Below are 24,834 nucleotides of genomic sequence, written 5' to 3' on the forward strand. Positions count from 1 at the left end.
GCGAGCCGGTCGTTATGCCGCGATGTCCTCGGCCGCTTCGGCAAGATTGACGCTCTGGCGGCGCGCCGGGGTGTGAGCGGGCTTCGAGCGCGTTGCCGCCTCCGCGCCCGCCACGGTGAAGAGACGCACGGCCTCGTCGAGCACGTCGGCCTGCTCGGCGAGCCGCTGCGCCGTGGCGGCGGCCTGCTCGACGAGCGCAGCGTTCTGCTGCGTGGCGCTGTCCAGGTGCGCGACGGCCTGATTGACCTGGCGGATACCTTCGGCCTGCTCGCCGCTTGCGTTCGCGACCTCGGTGATGATCGAAGAGACGCGGCTCACGGCTTCGTCGATCGAGCGCATCTGCGCAGTCGTGTTGCCCACGAGGCGCGTGCCTTCGGCGATCTCGTTGACGCTGGCGTCCACGACCTGCTTGATCTCCCTGGCCGACGCCGCGCAGCGCTGCGCGAGCATGCGCACCTCGCCCGCCACCACAGCGAACGAGCGGCCGGCCTCGCCCGCGCGCGCGGCTTCGACAGCGGCGTTGAGCGCGAGGATGTTGGTCTGGAACGCGATGCCGTCGATCACGCCGGTGATGTCGCTGATACGGCGCGACGCGTCGGTGATGCCCGTCATCGTGCGCTCCATTTGCGCGGCGATCGAGCCGCCCTCGGCGGCGACCGACTGCGCGTCGCGCGCGAGATCGAGTGCACGGGCGCTGGCTTCGGCGTTGGCCTGCACGGTGGTCGTGAGTTGATCCATCGTGGCGGCGGTTTCTTCGAGCGATGCGGCCTGCATTTCGGTGCGGCGCGAGAGATCGAGATTGCCGCTCGAGATTTCGTGCGCGGCGTCGAGCATGCCGTCGATCTGCGAGCGCACGTCGAACACGATCGCCGTGAGATTGGCCTGCAACTGGTTGAGCGCCTGGAGCACGTCGCCGAGATCGTCGTTCGTGGCGACCGCGAGCGTGGCCGTGAGGTCGCCCGCGGCCATGCGCGTGGAGGCCGTGGTCATCTGCGCGAGCGGCGCGCCGAGGTGGCGCGTGGTGAGACGCCAGGCGCCGAGCGCACACACGCAGGCCGCGCCGAATGCGCCCCAGAACGGCAGCGGCGGCAGGCCCTGCCAGGCGGCGAAGCCGGCCGCGGTGAACACGGCGGGCACGGCGCCATAACCGAAGGCGATACGCGTGGCGATAGGCACGCGCAGGAGCGCCTGCAGCGCGCCCACCAGGCCCGTGCGCACAACGGACCCGTGGCGCAGCCGCACGCCTTGCAGACGGCCGTCGCGCATTTGCGCGTAGAAGGCATCGGCCGTGCGGACTTCCTCGCGCGTGGGCTTCACGCGCACGCTCAGATAGCCGACCACCGTGCCTTGCTCGGAGACGGGCGTTACGTTCGCGCGCACCCAATAGTGATCGCCGGACTTGCGGCGGTTCTTGACGATCGCGGTCCAGGGACGGCCTTCGCGAACGGTTTCCCACAAGTCGGCGAACGCTTCGGCCGGCATGTCGGGATGACGAATGATGTTATGTGCCTTGCCGATCAGCTCTTCTTTCGTAAAGGCTGACACCGCGACGAACGCAGGATTGCAGTACTGAATGCGGCCCTTGAGGTCGGTAGCCGAGACGAGCATCTGCGAAGCGGGATAGTCGAATTCCTGTTGCGTGACCGGTTGATTGTTGCGCATGAGATTCCTTCGATGGGGCCGCTTGAGACCCAACAACACAGCGAGGCATAACGGCATTTCCCTTACAAACTTTAGGGATTTGCACGCGTGAGGCGCGTATGGGCCGATTCGCGCGCAGCGAGAAAATCCGTTGTGCTATCAATGGATTGGCGCGGATGTTGGGGGGTATATGCACAGACTTTTCCCCGTTAACTGTGGACAAGTCCAGTGCCTCCAAAACGTGCAACTTCTCTGTCGCGCGGCGCATTGGCGTTTGCGATCAGGGACTTAGGGTCTCTGTCCAGAAGTTGTGCACAGGGCTGCCAACAAAATCTGTGGAAAAGACGGGGCGTTTCGAGGCGCTGCGAGACGGTGTTGCCGCGATTGGGAACGCTGTGGGTTAACCGAAACGCATCAACGACTTGATGCGGTCTTCCAAGGGTTACACACAGGGCTGCCAACAAAATGTGTGGACAAGTCATGGCGCGCGGAACGGTTCGTGTTGCCACCGAATCCGGCTTCGACGGCAGCGCGTCGAACGGCGCGCCTTCACTAGCGACTTAACCTTGAGTTATGTCGACGTAACCGATTTCAATTGCTGTCTCGCTGCAAGGCATGAATACTCGGGTGCGGCGCACGAAGCGCCGACGGACCATCCGGAGGAGACTAAATGAAAAAAGTTGCAACGCTCGCAGCCGTCGTCATGGGATGCACGTATCTCGCGCCGGTCCAGGCGCAAGACGCCACGAGCGCTACCCTCAAAAAAATCCGCGATACAGGCGTGATTTCCCTGGGCGTGCGGGAATCGTCAGTGCCGTTTTCCTACTACGACAGCGAGCAACACACGATCGGCTATGCGCAGGACATCGCGCTGAAGATCGTCGACGAGGTGAAAAAGGAGCTGAAGCTCGACAAGCTCACGGTCAAGGAAATTCCGATCACTTCGCAGAACCGCATTACGCTGGTCCAGAACGGCACGATCGATATCGAATGTGGTTCGACCACGCACACAAAGGAGCGCGACAACCAGGTCGCGTTCACGAACAGCTTCTTTCAGTACGGCGTGCGCCTGATTGCGAAAAAGGATTCCGGCATCAAGGATTTCCCCGATCTCGCAGGCAAGACGGTCGTGACCACGGCGGGCACGTCGGAGGACCGGCTGCTGCGCGAGATGAACAACGACAAGAAGATGGGCATGCAGCTCATCGCCGCCAAAGACCACGCGGAGTCGTTTCTCAACGTGAAGACGGGGCGCGCGGTCGCGTTCGTGATGGACGAGCCGCTGTTGTACGGGGCGCGGGCCAAGGAAGCGGACCAGCAGGACTACGTGATCACCGGTACGCCGCCGCTCTCGGAAGTTTATGGCTGCATGGTGCGCAAGGACGATCCCGTCTTCAAGAAACTCGCCGATGGCGTGATCGCTAGCCTGCAGACTTCGGGTGAAGCCCAGCGGCTGTACACGAAGTGGTTTACGCAGCCCGTTCCGCCCAAGGGGATGAACCTGAACTATCCGCTGTCCAACGAAAATCGGGCGCTGTTTGCGCATCCGAACGATCGGGCGCTCGACTGATCGCAGGTATTCAATGCGGCGGCCGCAACCGGGCGGCCGCCTCGCATGGCCGCGTAGATGTGAAGGTTCGAAGTCCCGACGACTGCGCCAGGCTTTTCCAGCATAAAGAAAACCACGCCGTAGTGAATCAGTCCGCGCCAGTCGCGGCGGCGCACGAAATCCTTCTCCTCTTCGGTCAGCCCGGCCTCGTCAAACGAGCGCTCCGGGTCGGCATCGGCGTGCCAATTCGATCGTCATTCGCAAAAAAACACATTTACCTTGATGTCGCCGGCGGTGTCGCTAAAAGCCAATTCCATTTGAAAGAAAATACAAAATATGGAATGATATCGATTCTCATTACTGTGGACCCCTGCCCAACCCCAACCAGGTCTATGCGCTGTTCTTAAACCGCTACGAAGGCGGCATGACGTCCGGCAGTCCCGTGGATGGCGCAGTGCGTGTGCTGCCCAACGGCGTGGTAACTGCGCACCGACGTTTCCTGCACGCTTTTTCTCTCGTCGCCCGACGAATACGACGGTGGCGAACTCGGCTTCACATTGCTGCTGCTGTTGGTCGGTCTCGGCATGCAGGAACTGCTGGCGCGCCTGCCGTTTCTCACGCGCGCGCTCGAATGGGCGGGAGTGGCCTTCCTGCTGTACGTTGCGACTCTGGAGTGAAACATGAGCTTTTCCGATACCGCCGAGATCGACGCGCCGGTAACGCCGCGCACGCGTCTCTACGCCGAACAGCGCGACGAACGCGCGAAGCGCTCGCGCCGCGCGACCTTCATCAAGTGGCTGCGCAAGGTCCACGGCTGGGTGGGCCTGTGGGGTGCGGCGCTTGGCCTGCTGTTCGGCGCAACGGGGTTCGTGCTCAACCATCGCGCCGAGCCGCTGCGCATTTCGCCGGGCGCGCCGCAAGTCTCGACGGTGCAGATTGCCGTGCCCGACCCCGCGCCCGAAACGCCGCGCGAGATGGTGAAATGGCTGCGCGCGCAACCGGATCTGAAGCTGCCCGCGCGCACGGGCCGCGTGCAGAAGGAGCCCAAGCACAACGTGGCCTGGGGCGATCGCCAGGTCGTGCAGCCCGAGCATTGGCAGATGATGTTCACGTCGCCCGGCGAGAGCGTGATGGTCGAGTACTGGGTGGGCAATGACAAGCTCACGCTCAAGCGCAACGACAATTCGCTCGTCTCGACGATCACGAACCTGCACAAAGGTACGGGCATGAGCGTCGGCTGGGTGCTGTTTATCGACGGCTTTGCCGGCGCGCTCATTCTGCTTTCGCTCACGGGCGTGCTGCTGTGGACGGAGCTGAACAAGCGCAAGACGGTGGGCGCCGTGCTGCTGTTCGGCTCGATTATCGTCGCGGTATGCGTGGGGCTGGCGTAAGCGTCGACGTGTGAACCCGGCAACGGGCGAGAACGCCGAGGCTCGCGCCCGTTCTATTTCAGTCTTTCACGCCGCGCTTGCGCAGCAAATACGTGTCCATGATCCATCCGTTCGCTTCGCGCGCCTGAGCGCGAACGCGGACGATCTCGTCTTTCACGTCTTCCAGCCGGCCCGCCATCAGGATCTCGTCAGGGGTGCCGACATAGGCGCCCCAGTAGATATCGAGTTCTTCGCCCGTGAGCTGCGCGTACGCGTTCTGCGCGTCGAGCATGACCACCGCGCTGTCCACGTCCTGCGGAAAACCGCCCTCCGCCAGCCGCCTTCCCGTCGTGATGCTCACCGGCTTGCCGATGAAGTTGAGCGGCACGCGATGCTTCGCCGCGAGCGCCTGCACGCTGCTAATGCCGGGAATCACCTCGAAGTCGAACGCGAGCCGACCATTGGCCAGGATCGAATCGAGAATGCGGATCGTGCTGTCGTAGAGCGACGGGTCGCCCCAGACGAGAAACGCGCCGCATTGGCCATCGGTCAATTCCTCTTCGATCAGGCGCTCGAATACGTGCTGCTTGTCGCGGTTGAGCTCGTCCACGGCGGCCTTGTAATCGAGGCCTTCGTCGCGGCGCCGCTCGGGGCTCGTGGCTTCCACGATGCGATAGTCGTGGTCCTTGATGAAGCGAGCGCAGATTTCCTTGCGCAGCGCGACGAGCTTGTCCTTGGCCGCGCCCTTGTCCATCACGAAGAACACGTCGGCGGCGTTGAGCGCCTCGATTGCCTGCACGGTCAGGTACTTCGGATCGCCCGCGCCGATGCCGATGATGAGGATCTTTTTCACGTTGCAGTTCCGGAATGTGCGTCGTCGGTGCGGCGCAATGATAGCGCGAGTTCGGCGCGGTGCCGCGCTCGCGGGCAGGGCAATTTTCTTCAATACGCGGGCGGCGCGCGCGTCTACCCTCGACGCTTGTTGATCGCCCACGCGCGTAGCGAGGAAAACCGTGAGCACTGCCTTGTCGATGGCCGCCTTCGCGCTGGCCACTTCCGTCACCCCTGGACCCGTCAATATCGTCGCGCTGAGCGCGGGCGCGCGCTACGGGCTGCGCGCGAGCCTGCGCCACGTCGCCGGCGCGACCGTGGGCTTCACGTTGTTGCTGCTGCTGATCGGTCTCGGCATGCAGGAACTGCTGGCGCGCCTGCCGTTCCTCACGCGCGCGCTCGAATGGGCAGGCGTGGTCTTCCTGCTGTACGTCGCGTACCGGCTCGCCACTGACGATGGCCGCATCGACTCTCCGAGCGCGGCGCGCGGGCCCTCGCTGATGGTGGGCGCCACGATGCAATGGCTCAATCCCAAGGCGTGGCTCGCCTCGATCGCGGGTATGGGCTTATATGCGGCCTCCGGCGAGAGTGCGCTCGTCTGGCAGTTCGCCGCGATCTATTTTGTGGTGTGCTACGTGTCGATCGCGTGCTGGGCATGGGCGGGCGCGTCGCTGCGCCAGGCCTTGCGCGAGCCGTCGCGCGTGCGTTTCGTAAACCGCGCCATGGCGTTGTTGCTGGCGGGCAGTGCGGTCTGGCTCGTGCTTGCCTGAGCGCACGGCGGCGACGTTAGCCGCGATATTGGCCAGGCGTCGCGGCAACGAACTGGCGGAACGCGCGCTGCAGATGCGCTTGATCGGCGAAACCCGCCTGCGCCGCGACATCTGCAATGGCGTGCCCGCGACGCAGTTGCGCGCGGCTGAACTCGATCCGGCGGTTCACGACATAAGCGTGCGGCGTCATGCCGTATTGCTTGCGAAACGCCCGGATCAGGTACGAGGGCGAAAGATCGGCGGCGGCGCAGATCTCTTCGAGCTTGAGCGTGCGCGTGTAGTTGCCGTCGATGAATTCGGCTGCACGCTCGAGGCGCTCGTTCGGTTCGCGTGCGCTGACCGGCGCAGGATTCAGTGACTGCTGGAGCCTGGAGAAATAAGCGACGACGGCGCATTCCTTGCGCAGTGCCGACTCATTCGTATCGACGAGCAACGCGTAAAGCGCGTTGAGCCCGTCGAACAAATCACGCTCCCAGCTCAAGGTCTGTTCGAACGGGCGAAAGCCTTCGTGGGCTCCGAAGCCCAAGTCGTGTTGCAGATTCGCGAGCCACGCCGTGTCGAGATAGAACATGCGGTAGGCCCAGGGCTCGTCCGTGGCCGGGTTGCATGCATGCACGACTTCCGGATTGATGACCACCACCGCGCCCGCGCTGATATGCGAGAGCGTGCTCCCGTTCAGGTAGGTGCTGCGCCCGCCCGTGACCGCGCCGATCGAGAACGTGCTGTGTGCGTGACGGCCGTAGCGTACTTTGCGGCCGTCGGCGATTGCGCGGACTTCGATGAACGGCAGCTGTGCGTCACGCCAGAAGTAGGGTTGTGCGTCGGACGTCGTGGCTTGCGGCATGGGAGACCTCGGAGTGATGCTGCGCGCATGAAGCGACACAGGTGGTCCATATTAGCGCAACGCGAGCAGGCAGGGGGGACGTGATAGGCTTGTTCGAATCGCGCGGCTTATTCCCTTTCCATTGCCAGGCACTGCACATGAACGAAACGAAGCCAACGAATGCGACGAATGCAACGATTCGCCCGTTGACCGAGCAGGACGCGGAGGCGTTTCACGCCATGCGTTTGTACGCGACCGAAAATTATCCCGCCGGTATCGTCCCGACCTATGAAGAGGAATCGAAACGCACGCCCGAAGAAAGCCGCGCCCGGGTGCGCGCCACCGGGAACCAGGTCGTATTCGGCGCATTCGTGGGCGACACGCTCGTCGGCATCACCGGCCTCATGCGCGAGCCGCGCCGCAAGCTCGCACATAAGGGGCTCATTTGGGGCGTCTTTGTCGATCCTGCATGGCGAGGCGCCGGCATTGCAAGGCAATTGATGGAGGGTGCCATCGCTCACGCCCGCGCGCTAGGCTTGCTCCAGGTGCAACTGGTGGTGAGCGTGCTGAACCCCCGCGCCCAGGCGCTCTACCGCTCGTGCGGCTTCGTGCGCTACGGGGTCGAGCCCCGCGGCCTGTGCATCGACGGCGAGTACGCCGACGACGAACTCATGGTGCGCTTTCTCGACGACCCCGCCGTGCCCGACTGAGCGGCACGCCGTCGCCGGTCAGTGCGCAACGGACCGCGAACGTCAAGTGTGGTGTAACGCACAGTGCGCTCGGGCGAATTGTGCATGGTCATCATTTCGTCATACCTGAGCGTCGATAATCCACCGCGAATAAATTGGCCAACGTGTCCCGAGCCGCGCAACCATAGCGCGGCCGGCGTGACGAAGGCCCGGGGATTTCGACATGACCATTCGTCACCGCATCACGCTACTTATCGTCCTGATGTTCGTCGCGCTGTCCGCCATCGGCGGCTACGCGGCCTGGCAGGCCCGCCGCAGCGCCACCGACGTCCGCCAGGTTACCCAGGGCGTCGTGCCGAGCGCGCTCGCTTCATCCGACCTCGTGTCGCTCGTGAAAGACGTGCAGCTCGCGACCATGACGCTCGTCTACGCACCCGACGCCACGGTCGCGTCGCTCGCGCAAAACGAACTCAAGGACAAGGAAGCCGCGTTGCGCGCCGCGCTCGACGTGCAGCGCAAGGCGGCAGCCAGCCACGCGCAGGAAGGCCTGGTTTCGCAGGCGCAGGAAAGCCTCGCGAACTACTTCTCCGCGATCGACGACACCGCGAAGATGAAGGCGAGCGGCAAGAACGAACTCGCGCAGGCCTATCTCTTCGCGAACGTCGCGCAGTACCGCGACGAGCTCGAAGGCATCGTCATGACGATGCGCGTGGAAAAGAACCGCCAGAAGGACGACGCAATCCGCACCCTCAACGGCACGCTCGACACCACGACGAGCGCCATTGCTGGCGTGACGGGCGGCGCGGTGCTGTTGCTCACGCTCATCGGCGCGCTGCTCTACCGCCAGATCACGCGGCCGCTCTCGCGCATGCAGGCCATGATGAGCGAGATCGCGTCGAGCCAGGACTTCACGCGCCGCGTGCCCGTGGCCCGCATGGACGAAATCGGTCATTCGATCGTCGCGTTCAACGGCATGATCGAGAAGATCCAGCACAGCTCCGCGCAGCTCAAGCGCAAAACCGCCGACATTCAGGCGATGCTGCAGAACATGCAGCAGGGCATTCTCACGGTGGTGGAAGGCGCGACGATCCACAACGAATATTCGGCGTATCTAGAGGCAATCTTCGAAACGAACGAGATTGCGGGCCGTTCGCTCATGGACCTCGTGTTCTCGCACACGGATCTCGACGCCGACACCCTCGCGCAAATCGACGCCGCCGTGCACGCGTGCCTTGGCGAAGACGACGTGAACTTCGCCTTCAATCAACATCTGCTCGTGAATGAAATCACGCGCACGCTGCCCGATGGCCGCGCGAAGGTGCTCGACCTGAGCTGGTCGGCGATCACGGACGAAAACGACGTGGTCGTGCGCCTCATGCTGTGCGTGCGCGACGTGACGGAGCTGCGCGAACTCGCGGCTGAAGCGGGAGAGCAGAAGCGTCGCCTCGAAATGATCGGCGAAATCCTCGCGGTGAGCGAAGAGAAGTTCCAGCATTTCGTCGAAAGCTCGGCGGGCTTCATTCACGAGAACGAGCACATCATTCGCCAGCACGACTGCGCGGACACGAGCGCGATTGCCGCGCTGTTCCGCAACATGCATACGATCAAGGGCAATGCGCGTACGTACAGCCTGCAGCATCTCACGGGCGTGGTGCACGAAGTCGAGCAGCGCTACGACGCATTGCGCCGCGAAGACACGAGCCACACGTGGGACCAGCAGGCGCTCATCGACGATCTGGAACGTGTGAAGACGGCGCTCGAGCACTATTCGAGCATCAACGAAGTGAGCCTCGGGCGCGGCCCGCGTGCGGCTGGCGCGCAGAACGGCGCAGCGAGCCTCACGGTCACGCGCGAAGCGATCGAAGAGACGCTGCGCATCGTCGATCGCACCGACGACAACGACCTGCCCGCACTGCGCGCGATGCGCGTCGAACTGCGCGCTACGCTGCGCGCCATCGGCACCGAGCGCGTGGCCGATGCGCTCGCGGGCGTGACCGGTTCGCTGCCCTCGCTCGCCCAGGAACTCGACAAGGTCGAACCGGTGGTGCGGATCGCGGACAACGGCTATCGCCTGCGCAGCGAGGCTGCCGGCACGGTGAAGAACGTGTTCATGCACCTGCTGCGCAACTCGCTCGACCACGGCATCGAAATGCCGGCGCAACGCCGCGCAATCGGCAAGGACGAGTCGGGTCATATCGACATCGACGTGAACGTGCACAACGGTGCGTTGCAACTGACGCTCGCCGACGACGGCCGCGGCCTCGCGCTCGCGCGCATCCGCGGCATTGCGGTGGAGCGCGGCTGGCTACAAGCGGATGAAGCGGTGAGCGACGACGTGATCGCGGCGTTCATTTTCCGCCCCGGCTTTTCGACCGCGGCGAGCGTGACCGAAGTCTCGGGCCGCGGCGTAGGCATGGACGCGGTACGTGATTTCCTCGAGCGCGAGGGCGGCGCAATCGAACTGCGCTTCACCGATGACCGCCAGGGCGCCGATTACCGGCATTTCCAGACCGTCGTGCGTTTGCCGCAGCAGTGGGCCGTAAAAGTGGCGGATGCAACGCAGGCAAAGCAAGAAGAAGCGCTGGCGGGCTAGCGCATCGCGGGGGTGGCAGTGGTCTTACCGTATTTGATCGAAGGCGCGGCGCTCGTCGCCCTGGCAGCCGGCGTGGCCGTCGCGTGGGGCAAGCGTACGCAAACACAGGCACGTGAGGCAGCGCGCGCGCAGGACGCCGCGCACGCGGCCGCGCTCGCACAGGCTCAAGCGCACCACACGGCGCAGCAGGAAGACGCCGTGCGCGAGCGCGAGGGGCTGGCTGCGCAGATCGAGTCGCTGCGCGCGGAACTCGCGCAGCGCAGGTCCGTGGCCGAAGCACTCGAAGCGGCGCTCGCCGGCGAGCGGTCGCAGCGTGACGACGCCATGCAGCACGCGGCGCGTATCGCGAGCGAGGCCTCACGCCTGAAGCTCATGTCGTCGACGTTCGAGCGCTGGCACGAGCAGATGATTTCGCTGATGGCGCAGAACAACGACATGCACAAGAAGAACCAGGAGCTGTCGTCGATCGTGAGCCATGTGCTGATCGTCTCGCTCAATGCTTCGATCGAAGCGGCACGCGCGGGCGCGGCCGGCCGCGGCTTCTCGATCGTGGCGGGCGAAGTGCGCTCGCTCGCCACGCGTTCGCAGGACCTTTCGAAGAGCTATCGTGACAGCCTGAACCGCAACGACCTCATCACGGCGGCGACGTTCCAGGACATTCAGGCGGGCGGCAAGATGATCGCGGCGACGCTGGCGAGCGTGGAAGCGTCGTCGCAGCAGCTGCATCACCAGCTCGAAGCGACGCGTGCCGGGGCGCACGCATGATCGGCACGCACGCGAAGGACAGCATCGAGCGGATTTTTTTCGCGGCGGCGCGCATGCGTCTCGTGACCGACGCGCAGCACAGCTGCGAGATCGAGCCTCGTGTGGGCGAGGCGCCCCAGGGCGAGCATCTGGTCGTGCTGACGATTTCGTCGATGCAGTTCCGCCTGCTGTTGCTCCTGCACTTCGAAGATGACGAGCGTACGCAGCGCTATTACGTGGGCGACGCCTCGCGCGCGCTCACCGAATGCTTCATGGAGTTCTGCAACCTGTGCTGCGGGGCCATGAACCAGCAACTGGTCGAGCATTTCCCCGACCTCGGCATGTCCACGCCCTATGCGCTCAGCAGTGGATGCCTGCCGTATCTGCGCGAACTGAAGCCGGATTACGTGCAGTCGTATGCGCTCACGATCGATCACGACGTCCGGCTCGGCGCCACGCTGTGCGTTTGCACGCAAGCGCCGCTCGATTTCGTGGCGAGCACCGCCGCGGTCGAGGTGCACGACAGCGCGGGCGAACTCGAATTGTTTTGAAGGCAGAGAAAGGAAACATGAACGCGAACAAGCCAGTCAGCAAGCTGTTGCTGCTGGAAAGCGATACGGAGCGCGCCGAGGCGATCGCGCAAACCGCAGCCGCACACAATTGCGTGTGCGTGCCGGTTCGACGCGACGCTCTCTCGGCGGCGCTGAAGACGCATTACGACCTCGGCGGCGTGCTGCTGGGCGAGGACTTTGGCGGCTCGCTCGACGCCGCGGCGGCGGTGGCCGTCGCGCTGGAGGCGGAGCGCCCCGAACTGCCCGTCGTGCTGCGGCGCGCGGCAAACGGGCACGGCGATGCATTGCCCGAGCCGTTGCGCCGCTTGCCGTGCGCCGGCTGGCACGAAAGCGATCCCCAAACGCTGATCGCTGCGCTCGAAGCGCACGTGTTCTCGCACGACTATCCGGACCCGCTCGTGGACGGCATCACCGACATGACGCTCGGGCGCCTGCGTGGCCTCTTTGCCGAGCTCGAAGTGAACTGGGACACGCCGAGCATCGTGCGCGACCGCATCATCTTCGGCGAGGTGTTGACGCTGATTCCGATCGAGACCGCATGGTGCCGCGGCTGGCTTCTCATGCAGACCGAGGAGGCGCCGCTGATCGAGCTGCTGCCGCCGCGCGCGGGCCGCGACGAAGCGAGCGACTTCCGCGACGTGAACGGCGTGCTCGCCGAACTCACGAATCTCGTGTGGGGGGCGTTCCGTAACCGCTATCTGGGTAACGCGCACGCTGCCGACGAGGCGGGTTGGGGCCGCGCGCAGGTGCAGGTGCCGCTGCTCATCAATCATCGGCGGCGCTATCTGTCGTTTGGCTCCGACAATCCGCAGTTGTGCATCAAGTACCGGCTCGCGTGCCCGAATACGGGCCGCGAAGTGGTGATCGACCAGCGGTTCGTGTTCAGCCTCGGCTGGTCGCGCGAAGGGTTTGACGAGACGGCCGCGCAGGCCGCCGCTGCCGCCGTTGATGAGCAGGCCAGCGGCGAACTCGAATTATTTTGATCAAATGCGCGCCCTACGCGGCGCAACAGAGAGGGACAACATGGCAAAGATTCTGGTGGTGGACGATTCGAGCACGGTGCGCGACGAAGTGGCCGGCTTTCTGCGCAAGAACGGTCTGGACGTGGACACGGCCGTGGACGGCAAGGACGGCCTGGCGAAGCTGCGTTCGAACCCCGGCGTGAAGCTCGTGGTGAGCGACGTGAACATGCCGAACATGGACGGCCTCACGATGGTCGAGAAGATCCGCAGCGAACTCGCGAACACGGCCGTGAACGTGGTCATGCTGACCACGGAAAGCAGCCCGGCCATGAAGGAGCGCGGCAAGGCGGCCGGCGTGCGTGGCTGGATCGTGAAGCCGTTCAAGGGCGAAGCGGTGCTGGAGACGTTCCGCAAGCTCGCGAGCTAAGCACAGCGCATGCAATAAGGCCCCGGGGCCATTGCCGGGGCCTTCAGACCCGACATCACGCCGCGATGGCATGATCGGTAGCCGTGGCAGGGCTCAGCAGCACCGGAATCGACTTCGAGGTCGGTGTGCCCGCGCCGTCTGCAATGGACGAAAGCGGCACGAGCGGATTGGTCTCGGGATAGTACGCGCCGAGGCAGCCGCGCGGAATGTCGTACTCCACCAGCATGAAGTCCTCGACGTGGCGCTCCACGCCGTCGTCCCACACGCTCGTGATGTCCACGTGCTGGCCCGGCTCGAAGCCGAGCATCGTCATGTCTTCACGGTTCGCGAACAGCACGCGGCGCAGGCCGTACACGCCGCGATAACGGTCATCGAGACCGTAGATCGTCGTGTTGTACTGATCGTGCGAGCGCGTGGTCATGAGCGTCATGAGCCGCGGACCATGCTCGGCGCGCGCGCGGTGAATGGGCGTATCGAGCGCGATGGCGTGCACCACGAACTGCGCCTTGTTGCTGGGCGTTTTCCACACGCGGTCGCGCGAGGCCACGCCCAGGTGGAAGCCGCCGGGGTGCTTCAGGCGTTCGTTGTAGTTCTCGAAGCCGTCGAACACCTTTTCGATGCCGTCGCGGATCTTCGCGTAGTCGGCGGCGAGGTCGAGCCAGTCTACCTTGTCGCTGCCGAGTGTGGCGTGCGCCATGCGCGCGACGATCGCGATTTCCGAAAGCAGGCTCGTCGAAGCGGGACGATTCATGCCGTAGGAGATGTGCACCATGCTCATCGAGTCCTCGACGCTCACGCCTTGCGGCACGCCGTTTTGCAGGTCGATCTCGGTGCGGCCGAGCGTGGGCAAAATGAGCGCGTCGTGGCCGTGAACCAGGTGGCTGCGGTTGAGCTTCGTCGTTACGTGCACCGTGAGCGCGCACGCGCGCATCGCTTCCCACGTGCGCGGCGTGTCGGGCGTGGCGATCGAGAAGTTGCCGCCCAGACCGATGAACACCTTCACGTGGCCTTCGAGCATCGCGTGAATCGTTTCGACGACGTCATAGCCGTGCTCGCGCGGCGGCTCGAAGTCGTAGGCCTCGCCGAGACGGTCGAGAAACGCCTGCGTGGGCTTTTCCTCGATGCCCACCGTGCGATCGCCCTGCACGTTCGAATGGCCGCGCACGGGGCACAGGCCCGCGCCGCGGCGGCCGATATTGCCGCGCATCATCATGAGGTTCGAAAGCAACTGGATCGTCGCCACCGAATTCTTGTGCTGCGTGAGGCCCATGCCCCACGTCGAGATGACGGCACGGCCCTTCACGTAGATATCGGCGAGCTTGAGCACTTCTTCGTTCGGCACGCCCGCTTCGGCCACGATGGTGTCCCACGATTCGGCGCGCAGGTCGGCGGCGAACGCCTCGAAACCCACGGTGTGCTCCGCGATGAAATCGAGGTCGAGCACGCGTTGAGTGCCTTGCGCGAGCGCTTCGTCGTCGAGTTCGATCACGCGCTTGGCCACGCCCTTGATGAGCGCGAAGTCACCGCCCACGCGCGGGCGGATGAACACGGAGCTGATCTGCACGCCCTTGGGCGAGAGCATGTCGAGCGTGTGCTGCGGGCTCGCGAAGCGCTCCAGCCCGCGCTCTTTCAACGGATTGATCGAGACGATGGTCGCGCCGCGCTTCGCGCAGTCGCGCAACTCGCCGAGCATGCGCGGATGGTTCGTCGCGGGGTTCTGGCCGAAGATGAGCAGCGTGTCGGCGTGCTCGAAGTCGTCGAGCGTGACCGTGCCCTTGCCGATGCCCACCGTGCCCGGCAGGCCGCGGCTCGTGGCCTCGTGGCACATGTTCGAGCAGTCGGGGAAGTTGTTCGTGCCGTACATGCGCACGAAGAGCTGGTAGAGGAATGCGGCCTCGTTGCTCGCACGCCCCGAGGTGTAGAACGCAGCACGGTTCGGGTCGTCGAGCGCATTGAGGTGCTTCGCGACCAGCTTGAACGCGTCGTTCCACTCGATCGGCACGTAGCGGTCCTGCAGCGCGTCGTAGACGAGCGGATCGGTCAGGCGGCCGTGCTGCTCCAGCTCGTAGTCCGACTGCGCCATCAGCTCGCTAACGGTGTGCTCCTGGAAGAACTGGGGCGTCACGCGCTTGCTGGTCGCCTCCGCCGCCACGGCCTTCACGCCGTTCTCGCAGAATTCGAACGTGGAAGCGTGCTCGCGGTCGGGCCATGCGCAGCCGGGGCAGTCGAAGCCGTCGGGCTGGTTCTGCTTGAGCAGCGTGCGGTAATTGCCGCCCGTCACCTTCTCCTTGATCAGGTTGATGGCGACCTGCTTGAGCGCGCCCCAGCCGGCGGCGGGGTGGTGATACGGCTCGATGCGACCTTGCGGCTTCTTCATGATGCGGTTGGCTTTTCGTTTTCCAGGGCGGTCTGCCCGATGACCCAAGGCTACTGTGTTCCTGTGCCCCCGGAGATCACAGAAAAACCAAAAAGCAAGGGATACAGTTGCGGCGTTTTGTCATAGACTTGCCGGGATCGGCCTCGCGCGCGTGGCCCCACCCCTTCGCCTGATAGGACGCAACCCGAACGTGACCCGCTACGAGCAACTCGCCGACGATATCGAAGCCGCCGTGCGCCGCGGCGTGTTCGGGCTTGGCGAGCGCATTCTCTCCGTGCGGCGCGCGAGCCAGCAGCACGGCGTGAGCATCAAGACGGTGCTGCGCGCCTATGCGCTGCTGGAAAGCCGCAGCGTGATCGAGTCGCGGCCGCAATCGGGTTATTTCGTGCGTGCGCGCGTGGGTGCGCCGCAAGGGCGCGGCGTGGTGGGCGCACAAGGCTCCCAGGGCAAGGACGCCATTTCCCCTGGGAAGCCGCGCCGCGCGAGCGCGCCGAGGCAACCCGTGCCCGCCAACGTGGACGTAAGCCGCCTCGTGCTTTCCACCTTGCGCAGCATCGGCGCGCAGGACGCTGTGCCGCTCGGCTCGCCGTACCCGGACCCGGCGCTGTTCCCCTGGCGGCGCATCAACCAGTACGCCAACGCCATCGCGCGCCGCCATGCGAGCTGGAACCTCATCGACGACCTGCCGCCCGGCAACCCCGAGCTGATCCGCCAGATCGCGCGGCGCTACGCCGAAAACGGCGTGAGCGTCGATCCCGAGGAAATCGTCATCACCGTGGGCGCGACCGAGGCGATCAACCTGAGCCTGCAAGCCGTGGCCAAGCCGGGCGACACGGTGGCCGTCGAATCGCCCACCTACTACGCGATGTTGCACGCCATCGAGCGTCTGGGCATGCGCGCGATCGAAGTGAGCACGCACGCGGATACCGGCATCGACCTCGACGCGCTGGAGCGCGTGCTGGCGCGCCAGAAGGTCGCGGCCTGCATGGTGATGCCGAACTTCCAGAATCCGCTGGGTTTTCGCATGCCCGACGCGAACAAGGCGCGGCTCGTGGCGCTTGCCGAGGCGCACGACTTGCCCGTGATCGAGAACGACGTCTATCAGGAGCTGTACTTCGGGCAGACGCGGCCTTCGACGCTCAAGCAGTTCGACACGCGCGGCCTCGTGCTGCATTGCGCCTCGTTTTCGAAGAGCCTTTCCGCCTCGTACCGCATCGGCTGGGCGCTGCCGGGGCGCTACCGCGCGCAGGTCGAGAAACTCAAGTTCCTCAATACGCTCACGACACCCTCGGTTCCCCAGGTGGCGCTGGCCGACTACTTGCGCCACGATGGCTACGACCGGCACCTGCGCCGCGTGCGGCGTTTCTACCGGCAACAGGCGCGGCTCATGCGGGCGATGGTCGAGCGCTTCTTTCCGGCGGGCACGCGCACCTCGGAGCCGCAAGGCGGCTACGTGCTGTGGGTGGAACTGCCGCCGCGCGTCGATTCGATGCGGCTCTATCAGGCGGCGCTCGCGCAGGGCATTACCATCGGGCCCGGCTACATGTTCTCGATGCGCAACGAGTACCACCACTACATCCGGCTGAACTACAGCTACCCATGGAACGCGCAGACCGAAGCCGCGCTGAAGACGCTAGGCGAAATGGCCGCGAAGATGGCATGAGGAGACAGGCGATGAACGCAGACAAAGAGCGCGAAGACGACGACGCAGACGAGCAGGGCGTCGATCCGGTGCTGATTGCGGTGCTCGAGCAGTTGTGGCGCGCCGAGTCCGAGAAGCGTGAGCATCACGAGCGGCAGGGCCGAGCGTGGTCGCTCGCGAAACTTTCGAAGCAGGCTGGCGTGCCGATGAGCGGACTGCGCAGGCAACTCACGGCGCTCGTGGACAGCGGGCTGGTGGTGACGACGCAGGCCGAAGATGGAACCGGCACGGCGAGTCTGTCGGATGAGGGGCGCGCGTTTTGTGCGGAGGTGTTCGGCGAGGGCGAAGCGTAGCGCGACGCTTTGCTCGTTCATAACCCGGTGTTGCCGTTGTCGGTTTGCGACACGGTTCATGCGCAACGGGTCAATACATCTAGGACAAATCTGAAACTCCTGCGCAATCGCCGCTTTGACAATTTTTGACGTGTTTTGAGATAGCCGCCTGACCAGAATCGCCTGACCAACTGAAAGTGTCGGGCGACGATGAACAAGATTTACAGGCTGGTGTTCAGCCGTGCGCGCAACATGCTCGTCGCAGTCGAAGAGAGCGCGACGGCATGTGGCAAGCGGGGGAGCGGCGAGGCCGCCGTGGCGGCGGCCGTGTTGCTGCTGACCGGGACGCCGCTGCTCGCGCACGCCCAGATCGTTCCTTCGGGCGCCCATGCACCCGGCGTCATCAACACGCCCAATGGCCTGCAGCAGGTGAACGTCAATCGCCCCTCGGGCGCTGGCGTGTCGATGAACACCTACTCGCAGTTCGACGTCCAGCAACGCGGCGCGATTCTCAATAATTCGCCGACGATCGTGAACACGCGGCTGGCGGGGCAGATTAACGGGAATCAGAACTATGCTGCGGGCCAGTCGGCGCGGATCATCGTCAACCAGGTCAACAGTGCCAACCCTTCGCAGTTCAATGGCCCACTCGAAGTCGCAGGTCGGCGTGCCACGGTGGTGCTGGCAAACCCGTCGGGGATTTCCGTCAACGGTGGCAGCTTCATCAATACGAACCGCGCCGTTCTGACGACCGGTGTCCCGCAACTCGACGCAAACGGCGCGCTTACGGGCTACAACGTCACGGGCGGCAATATCGCCGTACAGGGCAACGGGTTTAACGCGTCGAATGTCGATCAGGTGGATTTACTGGCAAGAGCCGTGCAAATCAATGCGGCAGTCTATGCCAACAGCCTGAACGTCATCGCGGGCGCGAACAACGTCAATCACGATACGCTCGCGGCGACACCGATCGCGGGCAATGGCGTTCCTGCACCCGTCTCGATCGACGTCAGTCAGCTAGGCGGTATGTACGCCGGCAAGATTTATCTGGCATCCAACGAGCACGGCGTGGGCGTGTCGAACGCGGGCGTGATTGCCGCCCAGGCGGGCGACTTCACGCTGAGTTCGGATGGCCGCGTCCTGCTCACGGGCAGCACGACTGCAAGCGGCAATGTCGCCCTGAACTCGAATACCGGTATTACGAACACCGGCACCACTTACGCGCAGGGTTCGCTTGCAGCGAATAGCGCAGGCGATCTCACGAATAGCGGCACGCTCGCTGCGCAGCGCGTGCTCAATGTGGGCGCGGGGTCGGTGAATTCGACCGGTTCGCTCGCCGCGGGCGTGAACGGCGATGGCGTGGTGACGCAGGCGGCGAATTTGAATGTCGTCTCGTCGGGCGCGCTTGCGGCCAGGGGTCACAACGTCGCAGGCGGTGACGCGACGCTTTCGGGTGCATCGGTGAATCTCGCAGGCAGCGAAACGGCGGCGGACGGCAACCTGTCGCTCAGGGCGAACGCAGGCGATCTGAGTCTCTCGGGCGCGACGACGAGCGCGCAGGGTGCGGTGAACGCGCAGGCCACGGGCGCGCTCGTCAACGACCACGGCGCGATGACGGGCGGTGCCGTGACGCTCGACGCGGGCAGACTTTCGAACCAGGGCGGCAACGTCTCCGCACAGGGGTCGCTCAATGCGACGGCGGCAGGCGATGTGTCGAACCAGGGCGGTGTGCTCGTCTCGCAGGGCGCAATGCAAGTGCGCGGCGGCGGATCCATCGCCAACCGCCAGGGCACGATGCAGAGCGCGATGGGCTTTTCGCTGTCCGGCACGTCGCTGGACAACACGGCAGGCCGCATTACGTCACTGAACGGCGACGGGCTGAACCTCGGCATGACTGGCACGCTGCTGAACGGCCTGGGTGGCGTGATCGGCGGTAACGGCAATGTGCAGGTTAGCGCCTACACCTTCACGAACGCGGGGCAGGTCAGCGCACTGCATAACGCCGTGCTCAGTGCACGGAACCTGAACAACAGCGGCTCGGCGAGCGCGGGCGATGCGTTGACGGCTACCGCGACCGGGGCGCTTTCCAATGCAGGCGGCAAGCTTTCAGGTACGACCGTGACGGTCACGGGTGCGTCCATCGACAACGCGAAGGGCAACATCGATGCGGACACCGTAGCCGTTTCGACGCCGGGAAACCTCAACAACGAGGGCGGCGCAATCACGCAGACGGGCAGCAGCGCGCAGACCGTGAGCGCGGGCGGCAGACTGGACAACTCGAACGGCGGGCAGATCGCGTCGAACGCGACGAACCTGCGCGTAACGGGAGCAGCGGTTGATAACGACGCAGGCGCGATTGCGCACGCCGGTACGGGCACGCTGACGGTCAGCGCGGGCAACGGCGCGGGAGCGGTATCGAACGCCGGTGGTGCGATCACCAGCAACGGGAATGTCATGGCCCAGGCGGGCTCGTTCAACAACACGACCGGTTCGGTCAGCGGTCAGCGCGGCGTCGCGGCGACGGTCAGCGGCACGCTGGACAATACCGGCGGCAAGGTACTGTCGAACACGGACCTGAACGTCACAAGCGCCACACTCACGAACGATAACGGCCAGCTTGGCGCGGGTGCCAACGGGACGATCCACACCGGGGCGATGACGAACAGTGGCGGCAAGGTCGTCGCGCCGAACCTCACGATCTCGAGCGCCGGTACGTTGGACAACAGCGAAGGCGATATCGAGGCGAACCAGCTCGCGCTCTCGGCCACCGACCTGCTGAACCACGGCGGCACGATCACGCAATACGACGCCGTGCAGATGGCCTTGAACATCAGCGGGACATTCGACAACTCGTCGCGCGGCACGCTGCAAACCAGCAGCACCGACTTCTCGCTCACGCCCGGGACGCTCAACAACAACGGAGGCTCGATCCTCCACGCCGGCACGGGCACGTTCACGATTGCACCGGGCAACGGCGCGGGTGCGCTCTCGAACGTGGGCGGCAGGATCATCACGGCGGGCGAACTCGTCGCGAACGCGGGGAGCTTCGACAACACGTCGGGCGTATTCGCCGCACAGGGCTATCTCTCGGCCACCATCTCGGGTGTCCTGAACAACACGCAGGGTGTGATGCGCTCGCTCGCTTCCGCTTCCATCGACAGCGGCGGTGCGCTCACGAACGTGAACGGTCAGATCCAGTCCGGCAGCGGGGCGTCAGGCGACGCCAGCACGCTCGCCGTACGGGCAGCGTCCACTGACAACAGGCGCGGTGTCATCGGCAACCTGGGCAGGGGCGACACGACTGTCCGGGGCGGCAGCGAACTCCTGAATGCGGGCGGCCAGGTCACGGGCAACGGCAGTCTCGACGTCAATGCGTCGTCGATCCTGAACACCCAGGGCGCGCAGGTGAGCGGCGCGAACGTCACGGTGACGGGCGATAACCTGGACAACGCCAGCGGCGCAATCGGCAACGTCACGGGCCTGACCGGCGATGTGACGGTCACGACTACGGGCGCGATCAACAACTCGAACGGCCAGATCGGCGCGACCCGCGACCTCGCGGTGAGGGCATCGACGCTCACGGGCGGCGGCGCGTACAGCGCAGCCAATGACGTGGCGATCAGCATGCTGGGCGATTTCGCGCCCGCGGCCGACGTGCAGTTCAACGCCGGTCACGACCTCACCTTCACGCTGCCAGGAACGTTCACCAATGCGGCGCTGGTGGAGGCGGCCAACAACCTCGGCGTCAACGCGGACGATATCTTCAATAGCGGGACCATGATGGCGGGCGGCACGCTCACCACGCACTCGGGCACACTGCAGAACACGGGCGCCATGGTGGGCGGCAGCGTGTCGCTGAATGCGAACCGCGGCCTGAGCAACGTGGGGCCAACCGCGCTCATCGGTGCAACTGACAGCAACGGCACGCTGGAGCTGCTTGCGAACGATATCGAGAACCGCGACGACACCACGGCCACCGACACGCAGGCGACCACCGCGATCTACGGACTCGGCAAGGTCGTGCTGGCGGGCGGCAAGGATGCGAACGGAAACTACACCAACGCGGCGCTGATCCGCAATCAGTCGGCGCTGGTCGAGTCGGCGGGCGATATGGAGCTGCACGCCGGCCAGGTGACGAACACGCGGCGCGAGGTGACCGCAACTGGCTTTAACCAGCCTGTCGATCCTGACCTGCTGGCGCAGCGTGGCATCAGCCTTTCGGGCCGCACGGGCAAGGTCAACACGCCGGACCCGAACAGCATCGGCGGCGTGTACATCGACCCGCCGCACGGCGGCCAGATGAATAGCGACTACATGTACACGTCCTATACGGGCGTGGCGGTCGCGAACCTGATTGCGGGCATCAGTCCGCAGGCGCAGATCGTCTCGGGCGGCAGGCTCGACACGTCATCGGTCGGCACGTTCCAGAATGACTGGAGCGCGGTCGCGGCGGTTGGCGACATTGCTGCGCCCATGACGCTCGACCAGGTTAGCTGGACGGGACAGGCAGCGCCTGGCGTGCAGGTCACGTACTCGGGGTTCTACCACTACCGCAACTATGACGGCAGCATTCCCGACTGGACCTACTCGTTCTGCGCAAGCAAGTGCAACGCGCCCGCAGATATCCGCAACTACGCGTTGCCGGGTTACGAATCCAGCTTCGTCGCGGGTGGCACGCTTTCTGGTACGGGCATCCGCATCGACAACACGGCGGCCAACGCGGGCATCCCCTCACTCGGGCTTGCCGCTGGCCAGTCGCTGACCGGTGTGGATATCGGCGCGGTGAGCGGTAATGCCGGCGGCACGAAGGGCGGCACGGCCTCGGTCAAGGGCGGTGGGAGTATGGTCGATCCGGTCATCGCGAGCGCGACCGCACAGAACGTACTGGGAAACCTCACGATCCCCCAGGGTGGCCTCTTCAGGCCGGTGAGCACGCCTGGTGTGAACTACCTGATCGAGACGAACCCGGCGTTCACGAACCAGAAAGCGTTCATATCGAGCGACTACTACCTGCAACAGCTTGGCCTCAATCCGCAGACGACCGAAAAGCGCCTGGGCGATGGCTTCTACGAGCAGCAACTCGTGCGCAACCAGATCACGTCGCTCACCGGCAAGGCGGTACCTGGACCCTATACCGATCTCCAGTCGATGTATGAAGCGATGCTTGCGGCGGGCGCGTCGCTTTCGAAGTCGCTGGACCTGCCGCTCGGCATGAGCCTGTCGCCCGAACAAGTGGCGCAGCTCACGAGCAACATCATCATCATGCAGACGCAGCTTGTGGACGGACAGTCGGTGCTCGTGCCCGTGGTCTATCTCGCGAAGGCGAGCCAGCAGAACATGGACGGGCCACTCATCGCGGCGACCGATATCGACCTCAAGAACGCGCAGACCTTCACGAACAGCGGCACGGTGCAGGCGGCGAACTCGATGCAGATGGACGGCCAGTCGATCAACAACGCGTTCGGCGCGCTTACGAGCGGCGGCCTCATGGCGCTGGCGACAGCAGGCAACGTCGATTTGACCTCAGCGAAGGTGAACGCCGGGAGTCTTGTGCTCAACGCGGGCGGCAACGTGATCCTCGACATGGCCACGAAAACGCTCAACCAGGTGAGTGCGACGGGGGCCACGCGCGTGAGCGCGACGATGGGGCCAGTTGCGAGCATGAACTTGGCGGGCGATGCGGCGATCATCACAGGGGGCAACTTCGAGCAGCACGGGGGCAACCTCAATGTCGGCGGCAATCTCGGTATGGCCGTAGGCGGCAACTACGATATCGGCACGGTGCAGACGGGCGAGCACAAGGTGGTCGAGCGCGCGAATGGCGTGTCGGACACGAACATCAACAGTGTGACGGGCAGCACCGTGAACGTGGGCGGTGTGTCGGTGATTGGCGTGGGCGGCGACCTGACGGCGAGCGGCGCGAAGCTCAACCTGGGCGGCGGCGGCACCATCGCAGCGAAGGGCGCCGTCACGCTCGATGCAGCGAAGGCAACCTCGACCGTCGATAGCAACAGTTCCGGCAGCGACGGTCACGGCAGCTATTCGGAGTCATCGCACAGATCGCACGATGCGTTGACGGCGACCACGCTCAATGCCGGGGATTCGCTCGCGGTGGTGTCGGGCAAGAACATCGACGTCAGCGGCAGCTCGGTCAACCTGGACAAGGGCACGCTGGCGCTTGCGGCAACGGGCGATGTCAATATTGGTGCGGCGACCGAAACACACGTCGATAACTCGCAGGAACAGCACAGCCACAGCAACGTGGTCAGCGGCAAGGAGGTGGCGAGTTCGCGCGATACGACCGTCACGCTTTCGCAGGGCAGCACGATCTCGGCGGATAGCGTGTCGATCTCGGGCGGCCGCGATATCAACGTGAACGGCAGCACGGTTGTCGGGACGAACGATGTGGCGCTCGCTGCCACGCATGACGTGAACATCGGCACGTCGCAGGACACCATGCAGTCCTCGGGCAGCTATGCGGAGAAGCGCACTGGCCTGGGCACGAGCGGCCTGACGGTGACGGTCGGCACCAGCAAGCTCGCGACGACCGACCAGGAGTCGAGCGTTACGAACCACGCGAGCACGGTCGGGTCGATCAACGGGAATCTGGCGATCCAGGCGGGCGATACGCTGCATGTGACGGGTAGTGACCTGCTGGCGGGTGGCAACGTCACGGGGATGGCGTCGAACATCATCATCGATTCGGCCACCGATACCGCCCAGCGGGCGCAGACGCAAAGGACCAGCAGCAGCGGCCTGACGATTGGCCTCGCCGGTTCGGTTGGCGATGCGATCAACAACGCGTATTCGGAAGGTCGCGCCGTCAGCCATTCTGCGGGCAGCGGCAATGACCGCGCGGCGGCACTGCATGCGATTGCGGCAGGTAGCGATGCGGCAATGGCAGGCACGGGGGTGAAGGCCCTTGCCGATGGTGGGAAGCCCGATATCGGCATCAAGGTGAGCATCGGTTCGAGCAAGAGCCAAAGCCAGTCGTCGGAGGACATGACGACGCAGCGAGGCTCGAACGTGGCGGCGGGCGGCACGGCGGCGTTCGTCGCAACGGGCGACGGTACACCCGGCAGCGGCAACGTCACGATTGCCGGTTCGAACGTGAGTGCGAACGACGTGCTGCTGGCCGCGAAGAACCAGGTGAACGTGGTCAACACCACGAACACCGATTCGACGCGCAGTTCGAACAGCTCCAGTAGCGCGAGCGTTGGCGTGCAGTACACGCTGGCCGGCGGCTTTGGTGTGTCGGCTGCGATGGCGAACGCGCACGGAGACGCGAACAGCGACGCGGCGATCCAGAATGCCTCGCACGTGAACGGCGTGAACAGCGTGACGGTGATCTCGGGCGGCGACACGAACGTCACCGGCTCGCAGATCAACGGCGGCAAGGTGATCGCGGACGTGGGCGGCAACCTGAATATCGCGAGTGTGCAGGACGTGACGAACAGCGCCGCGCACCAGAGCAGCGCGGGCGGCGGCTTCACGATCAGCCAGGGCGGCGGC

At 64.8% G+C, this 24,834-nt stretch carries 16 protein-coding genes and 2 pseudogenes; 13 read left to right on the forward strand and 5 right to left on the reverse strand.

Annotated elements, in window-relative coordinates; genetic code table 11:
- Positions 1 to 12: 12 nt before the first annotated feature.
- Positions 13 to 1,662 (reverse strand): PAS domain-containing methyl-accepting chemotaxis protein, encoded by a 1,650-nt coding sequence (locus M3A49_RS05735; protein ID WP_266227809.1) that lies wholly within the window; start codon positions 1,660 to 1,662, stop codon positions 13 to 15.
- A gap of 649 nt (positions 1,663 to 2,311) precedes the next feature.
- Between M3A49_RS05735 and M3A49_RS05740 the strand changes: the two genes are divergently transcribed.
- Entirely contained in the window at positions 2,312 to 3,211 is a 900-nt protein-coding gene (locus M3A49_RS05740) for a transporter substrate-binding domain-containing protein (protein ID WP_416338921.1), read from the forward strand.
- A 38-nt stretch (positions 3,212 to 3,249) separates the two neighbouring features.
- On the opposite strand, the pseudogene M3A49_RS05745 reads toward M3A49_RS05740, so the two are convergent.
- Positions 3,250 to 3,423: pseudogene (locus tag M3A49_RS05745) on the reverse strand (gallate dioxygenase); the annotation flags it as partial.
- Positions 3,424 to 3,614: 191 nt separating this feature from the next.
- Here M3A49_RS05745 and M3A49_RS05750 point away from each other — a divergent pair.
- Both M3A49_RS05750 and M3A49_RS05755 read left to right on the forward strand, forming a co-directional pair.
- Positions 3,615 to 3,738: pseudogene (locus tag M3A49_RS05750) on the forward strand (PKHD-type hydroxylase); the annotation flags it as partial.
- A gap of 132 nt (positions 3,739 to 3,870) precedes the next feature.
- Positions 3,871 to 4,581 (forward strand): PepSY-associated TM helix domain-containing protein, encoded by a 711-nt coding sequence (locus tag M3A49_RS05755; RefSeq protein WP_266227810.1) that lies wholly within the window; start codon positions 3,871 to 3,873, stop codon positions 4,579 to 4,581.
- Positions 4,582 to 4,639: 58 nt separating this feature from the next.
- Here the strand turns inward: M3A49_RS05755 and cobF are convergent, their stop codons facing one another.
- Positions 4,640 to 5,413, reverse strand: a complete 774-nt coding sequence (cobF, locus tag M3A49_RS05760; protein ID WP_266227812.1) for a precorrin-6A synthase (deacetylating) — start codon at positions 5,411 to 5,413, stop codon at positions 4,640 to 4,642.
- A 160-nt stretch (positions 5,414 to 5,573) separates the two neighbouring features.
- Between cobF and M3A49_RS05765 the strand changes: the two genes are divergently transcribed.
- The gene (locus tag M3A49_RS05765; protein ID WP_266227813.1) at positions 5,574 to 6,161 is read left to right on the forward strand and encodes a LysE family translocator; all 588 of its coding nucleotides are present in this window, start codon (positions 5,574 to 5,576) and stop codon (positions 6,159 to 6,161) included.
- A 16-nt stretch (positions 6,162 to 6,177) separates the two neighbouring features.
- On the opposite strand, the gene M3A49_RS05770 is transcribed toward M3A49_RS05765, so the two are convergent.
- Positions 6,178 to 7,005, reverse strand: a complete 828-nt coding sequence (locus M3A49_RS05770; RefSeq protein WP_266227814.1) for a helix-turn-helix transcriptional regulator — start codon at positions 7,003 to 7,005, stop codon at positions 6,178 to 6,180.
- Between the two features lie 137 nt (positions 7,006 to 7,142).
- Here M3A49_RS05770 and M3A49_RS05775 point away from each other — a divergent pair, with 137 nt between their 5' ends.
- From M3A49_RS05775 to M3A49_RS05800, 6 genes are all read left to right on the forward strand, one after another.
- Positions 7,143 to 7,694: a GNAT family N-acetyltransferase gene (locus M3A49_RS05775; RefSeq protein WP_266227815.1), complete on the forward strand. Its 552-nt coding sequence runs from the start codon at positions 7,143 to 7,145 to the stop codon at positions 7,692 to 7,694.
- Between the two features lie 202 nt (positions 7,695 to 7,896).
- Positions 7,897 to 10,266 (forward strand): HAMP domain-containing protein, encoded by a 2,370-nt coding sequence (locus M3A49_RS05780; protein ID WP_266227816.1) that lies wholly within the window; start codon positions 7,897 to 7,899, stop codon positions 10,264 to 10,266.
- Positions 10,267 to 10,284: 18 nt separating this feature from the next.
- Positions 10,285 to 11,031, forward strand: a complete 747-nt coding sequence (locus M3A49_RS05785) for a methyl-accepting chemotaxis protein (protein WP_266227849.1) — start codon at positions 10,285 to 10,287, stop codon at positions 11,029 to 11,031.
- Positions 11,028 to 11,561 carry a hypothetical protein gene (locus M3A49_RS05790; RefSeq protein WP_266227817.1) on the forward strand — a complete coding sequence of 178 codons (534 nt, stop codon included), beginning with the start codon at positions 11,028 to 11,030 and terminating at the stop codon, positions 11,559 to 11,561. The genes M3A49_RS05785 and M3A49_RS05790 overlap by 4 nt, the downstream gene beginning before the upstream one ends.
- 17 nt (positions 11,562 to 11,578) lie before the next feature.
- Positions 11,579 to 12,565, forward strand: a complete 987-nt coding sequence (locus M3A49_RS05795) for a chemotaxis protein CheX (protein ID WP_266227818.1) — start codon at positions 11,579 to 11,581, stop codon at positions 12,563 to 12,565.
- A 40-nt stretch (positions 12,566 to 12,605) separates the two neighbouring features.
- The gene (locus tag M3A49_RS05800; protein WP_028229743.1) at positions 12,606 to 12,971 is read left to right on the forward strand and encodes a response regulator; all 366 of its coding nucleotides are present in this window, start codon (positions 12,606 to 12,608) and stop codon (positions 12,969 to 12,971) included.
- A gap of 55 nt (positions 12,972 to 13,026) precedes the next feature.
- Here M3A49_RS05800 and M3A49_RS05805 read toward each other — a convergent pair whose 3' ends face one another.
- Positions 13,027 to 15,348, reverse strand: a complete 2,322-nt coding sequence (locus M3A49_RS05805) for an FdhF/YdeP family oxidoreductase (RefSeq protein ID WP_266227819.1) — start codon at positions 15,346 to 15,348, stop codon at positions 13,027 to 13,029.
- 190 nt (positions 15,349 to 15,538) lie between these two features.
- Between M3A49_RS05805 and M3A49_RS05810 the strand changes: the two genes are divergently transcribed.
- From M3A49_RS05810 to M3A49_RS05820, 3 genes are all read left to right on the forward strand, one after another.
- Positions 15,539 to 17,011, forward strand: coding sequence for a PLP-dependent aminotransferase family protein (locus M3A49_RS05810; protein WP_254353694.1), 1,473 nt, complete (start codon positions 15,539 to 15,541; stop codon positions 17,009 to 17,011).
- Between the two features lie 11 nt (positions 17,012 to 17,022).
- Positions 17,023 to 17,343, forward strand: coding sequence for a helix-turn-helix domain-containing protein (locus M3A49_RS05815; RefSeq protein WP_254353488.1), 321 nt, complete (start codon positions 17,023 to 17,025; stop codon positions 17,341 to 17,343).
- 189 nt (positions 17,344 to 17,532) lie between these two features.
- Positions 17,533 to 24,834: hemagglutinin repeat-containing protein (locus M3A49_RS05820; protein WP_266227820.1), on the forward strand; the 7,302-nt coding region annotated here is incomplete at its 3' end.

It is taken from the genome of Paraburkholderia sp. CNPSo 3076, assembly GCF_026343935.1.
In the GTDB taxonomy this organism is placed as follows: Bacteria; Pseudomonadota; Gammaproteobacteria; order Burkholderiales; family Burkholderiaceae; genus Paraburkholderia; species Paraburkholderia nodosa.

Excerpts from the sequence above, each read along its gene's own strand:
- M3A49_RS05770 (WP_266227814.1), bottom strand. The coding sequence starts at position 7,005 with ATGCCGCAAGCCACGACGTCCGACGCACAACCCTACTTCTGGCGTGAC.
- M3A49_RS05755 (WP_266227810.1), top strand. The coding sequence starts at position 3,871 with ATGAGCTTTTCCGATACCGCCGAGATCGACGCGCCGGTAACGCCGCGC.
- M3A49_RS05805 (WP_266227819.1), bottom strand. The coding sequence starts at position 15,348 with ATGAAGAAGCCGCAAGGTCGCATCGAGCCGTATCACCACCCCGCCGCC.
- M3A49_RS05815 (WP_254353488.1), top strand. The coding sequence starts at position 17,023 with ATGAACGCAGACAAAGAGCGCGAAGACGACGACGCAGACGAGCAGGGC.
- M3A49_RS05775 (WP_266227815.1), top strand. The coding sequence starts at position 7,143 with ATGAACGAAACGAAGCCAACGAATGCGACGAATGCAACGATTCGCCCG.
- M3A49_RS05780 (WP_266227816.1), top strand. The coding sequence starts at position 7,897 with ATGACCATTCGTCACCGCATCACGCTACTTATCGTCCTGATGTTCGTC.
- M3A49_RS05800 (WP_028229743.1), top strand. The coding sequence starts at position 12,606 with ATGGCAAAGATTCTGGTGGTGGACGATTCGAGCACGGTGCGCGACGAA.
- M3A49_RS05790 (WP_266227817.1), top strand. The coding sequence starts at position 11,028 with ATGATCGGCACGCACGCGAAGGACAGCATCGAGCGGATTTTTTTCGCG.
- M3A49_RS05740 (WP_416338921.1), top strand. The coding sequence starts at position 2,312 with ATGAAAAAAGTTGCAACGCTCGCAGCCGTCGTCATGGGATGCACGTAT.
- M3A49_RS05795 (WP_266227818.1), top strand. The coding sequence starts at position 11,579 with ATGAACGCGAACAAGCCAGTCAGCAAGCTGTTGCTGCTGGAAAGCGAT.
- M3A49_RS05735 (WP_266227809.1), bottom strand. The coding sequence starts at position 1,662 with ATGCGCAACAATCAACCGGTCACGCAACAGGAATTCGACTATCCCGCT.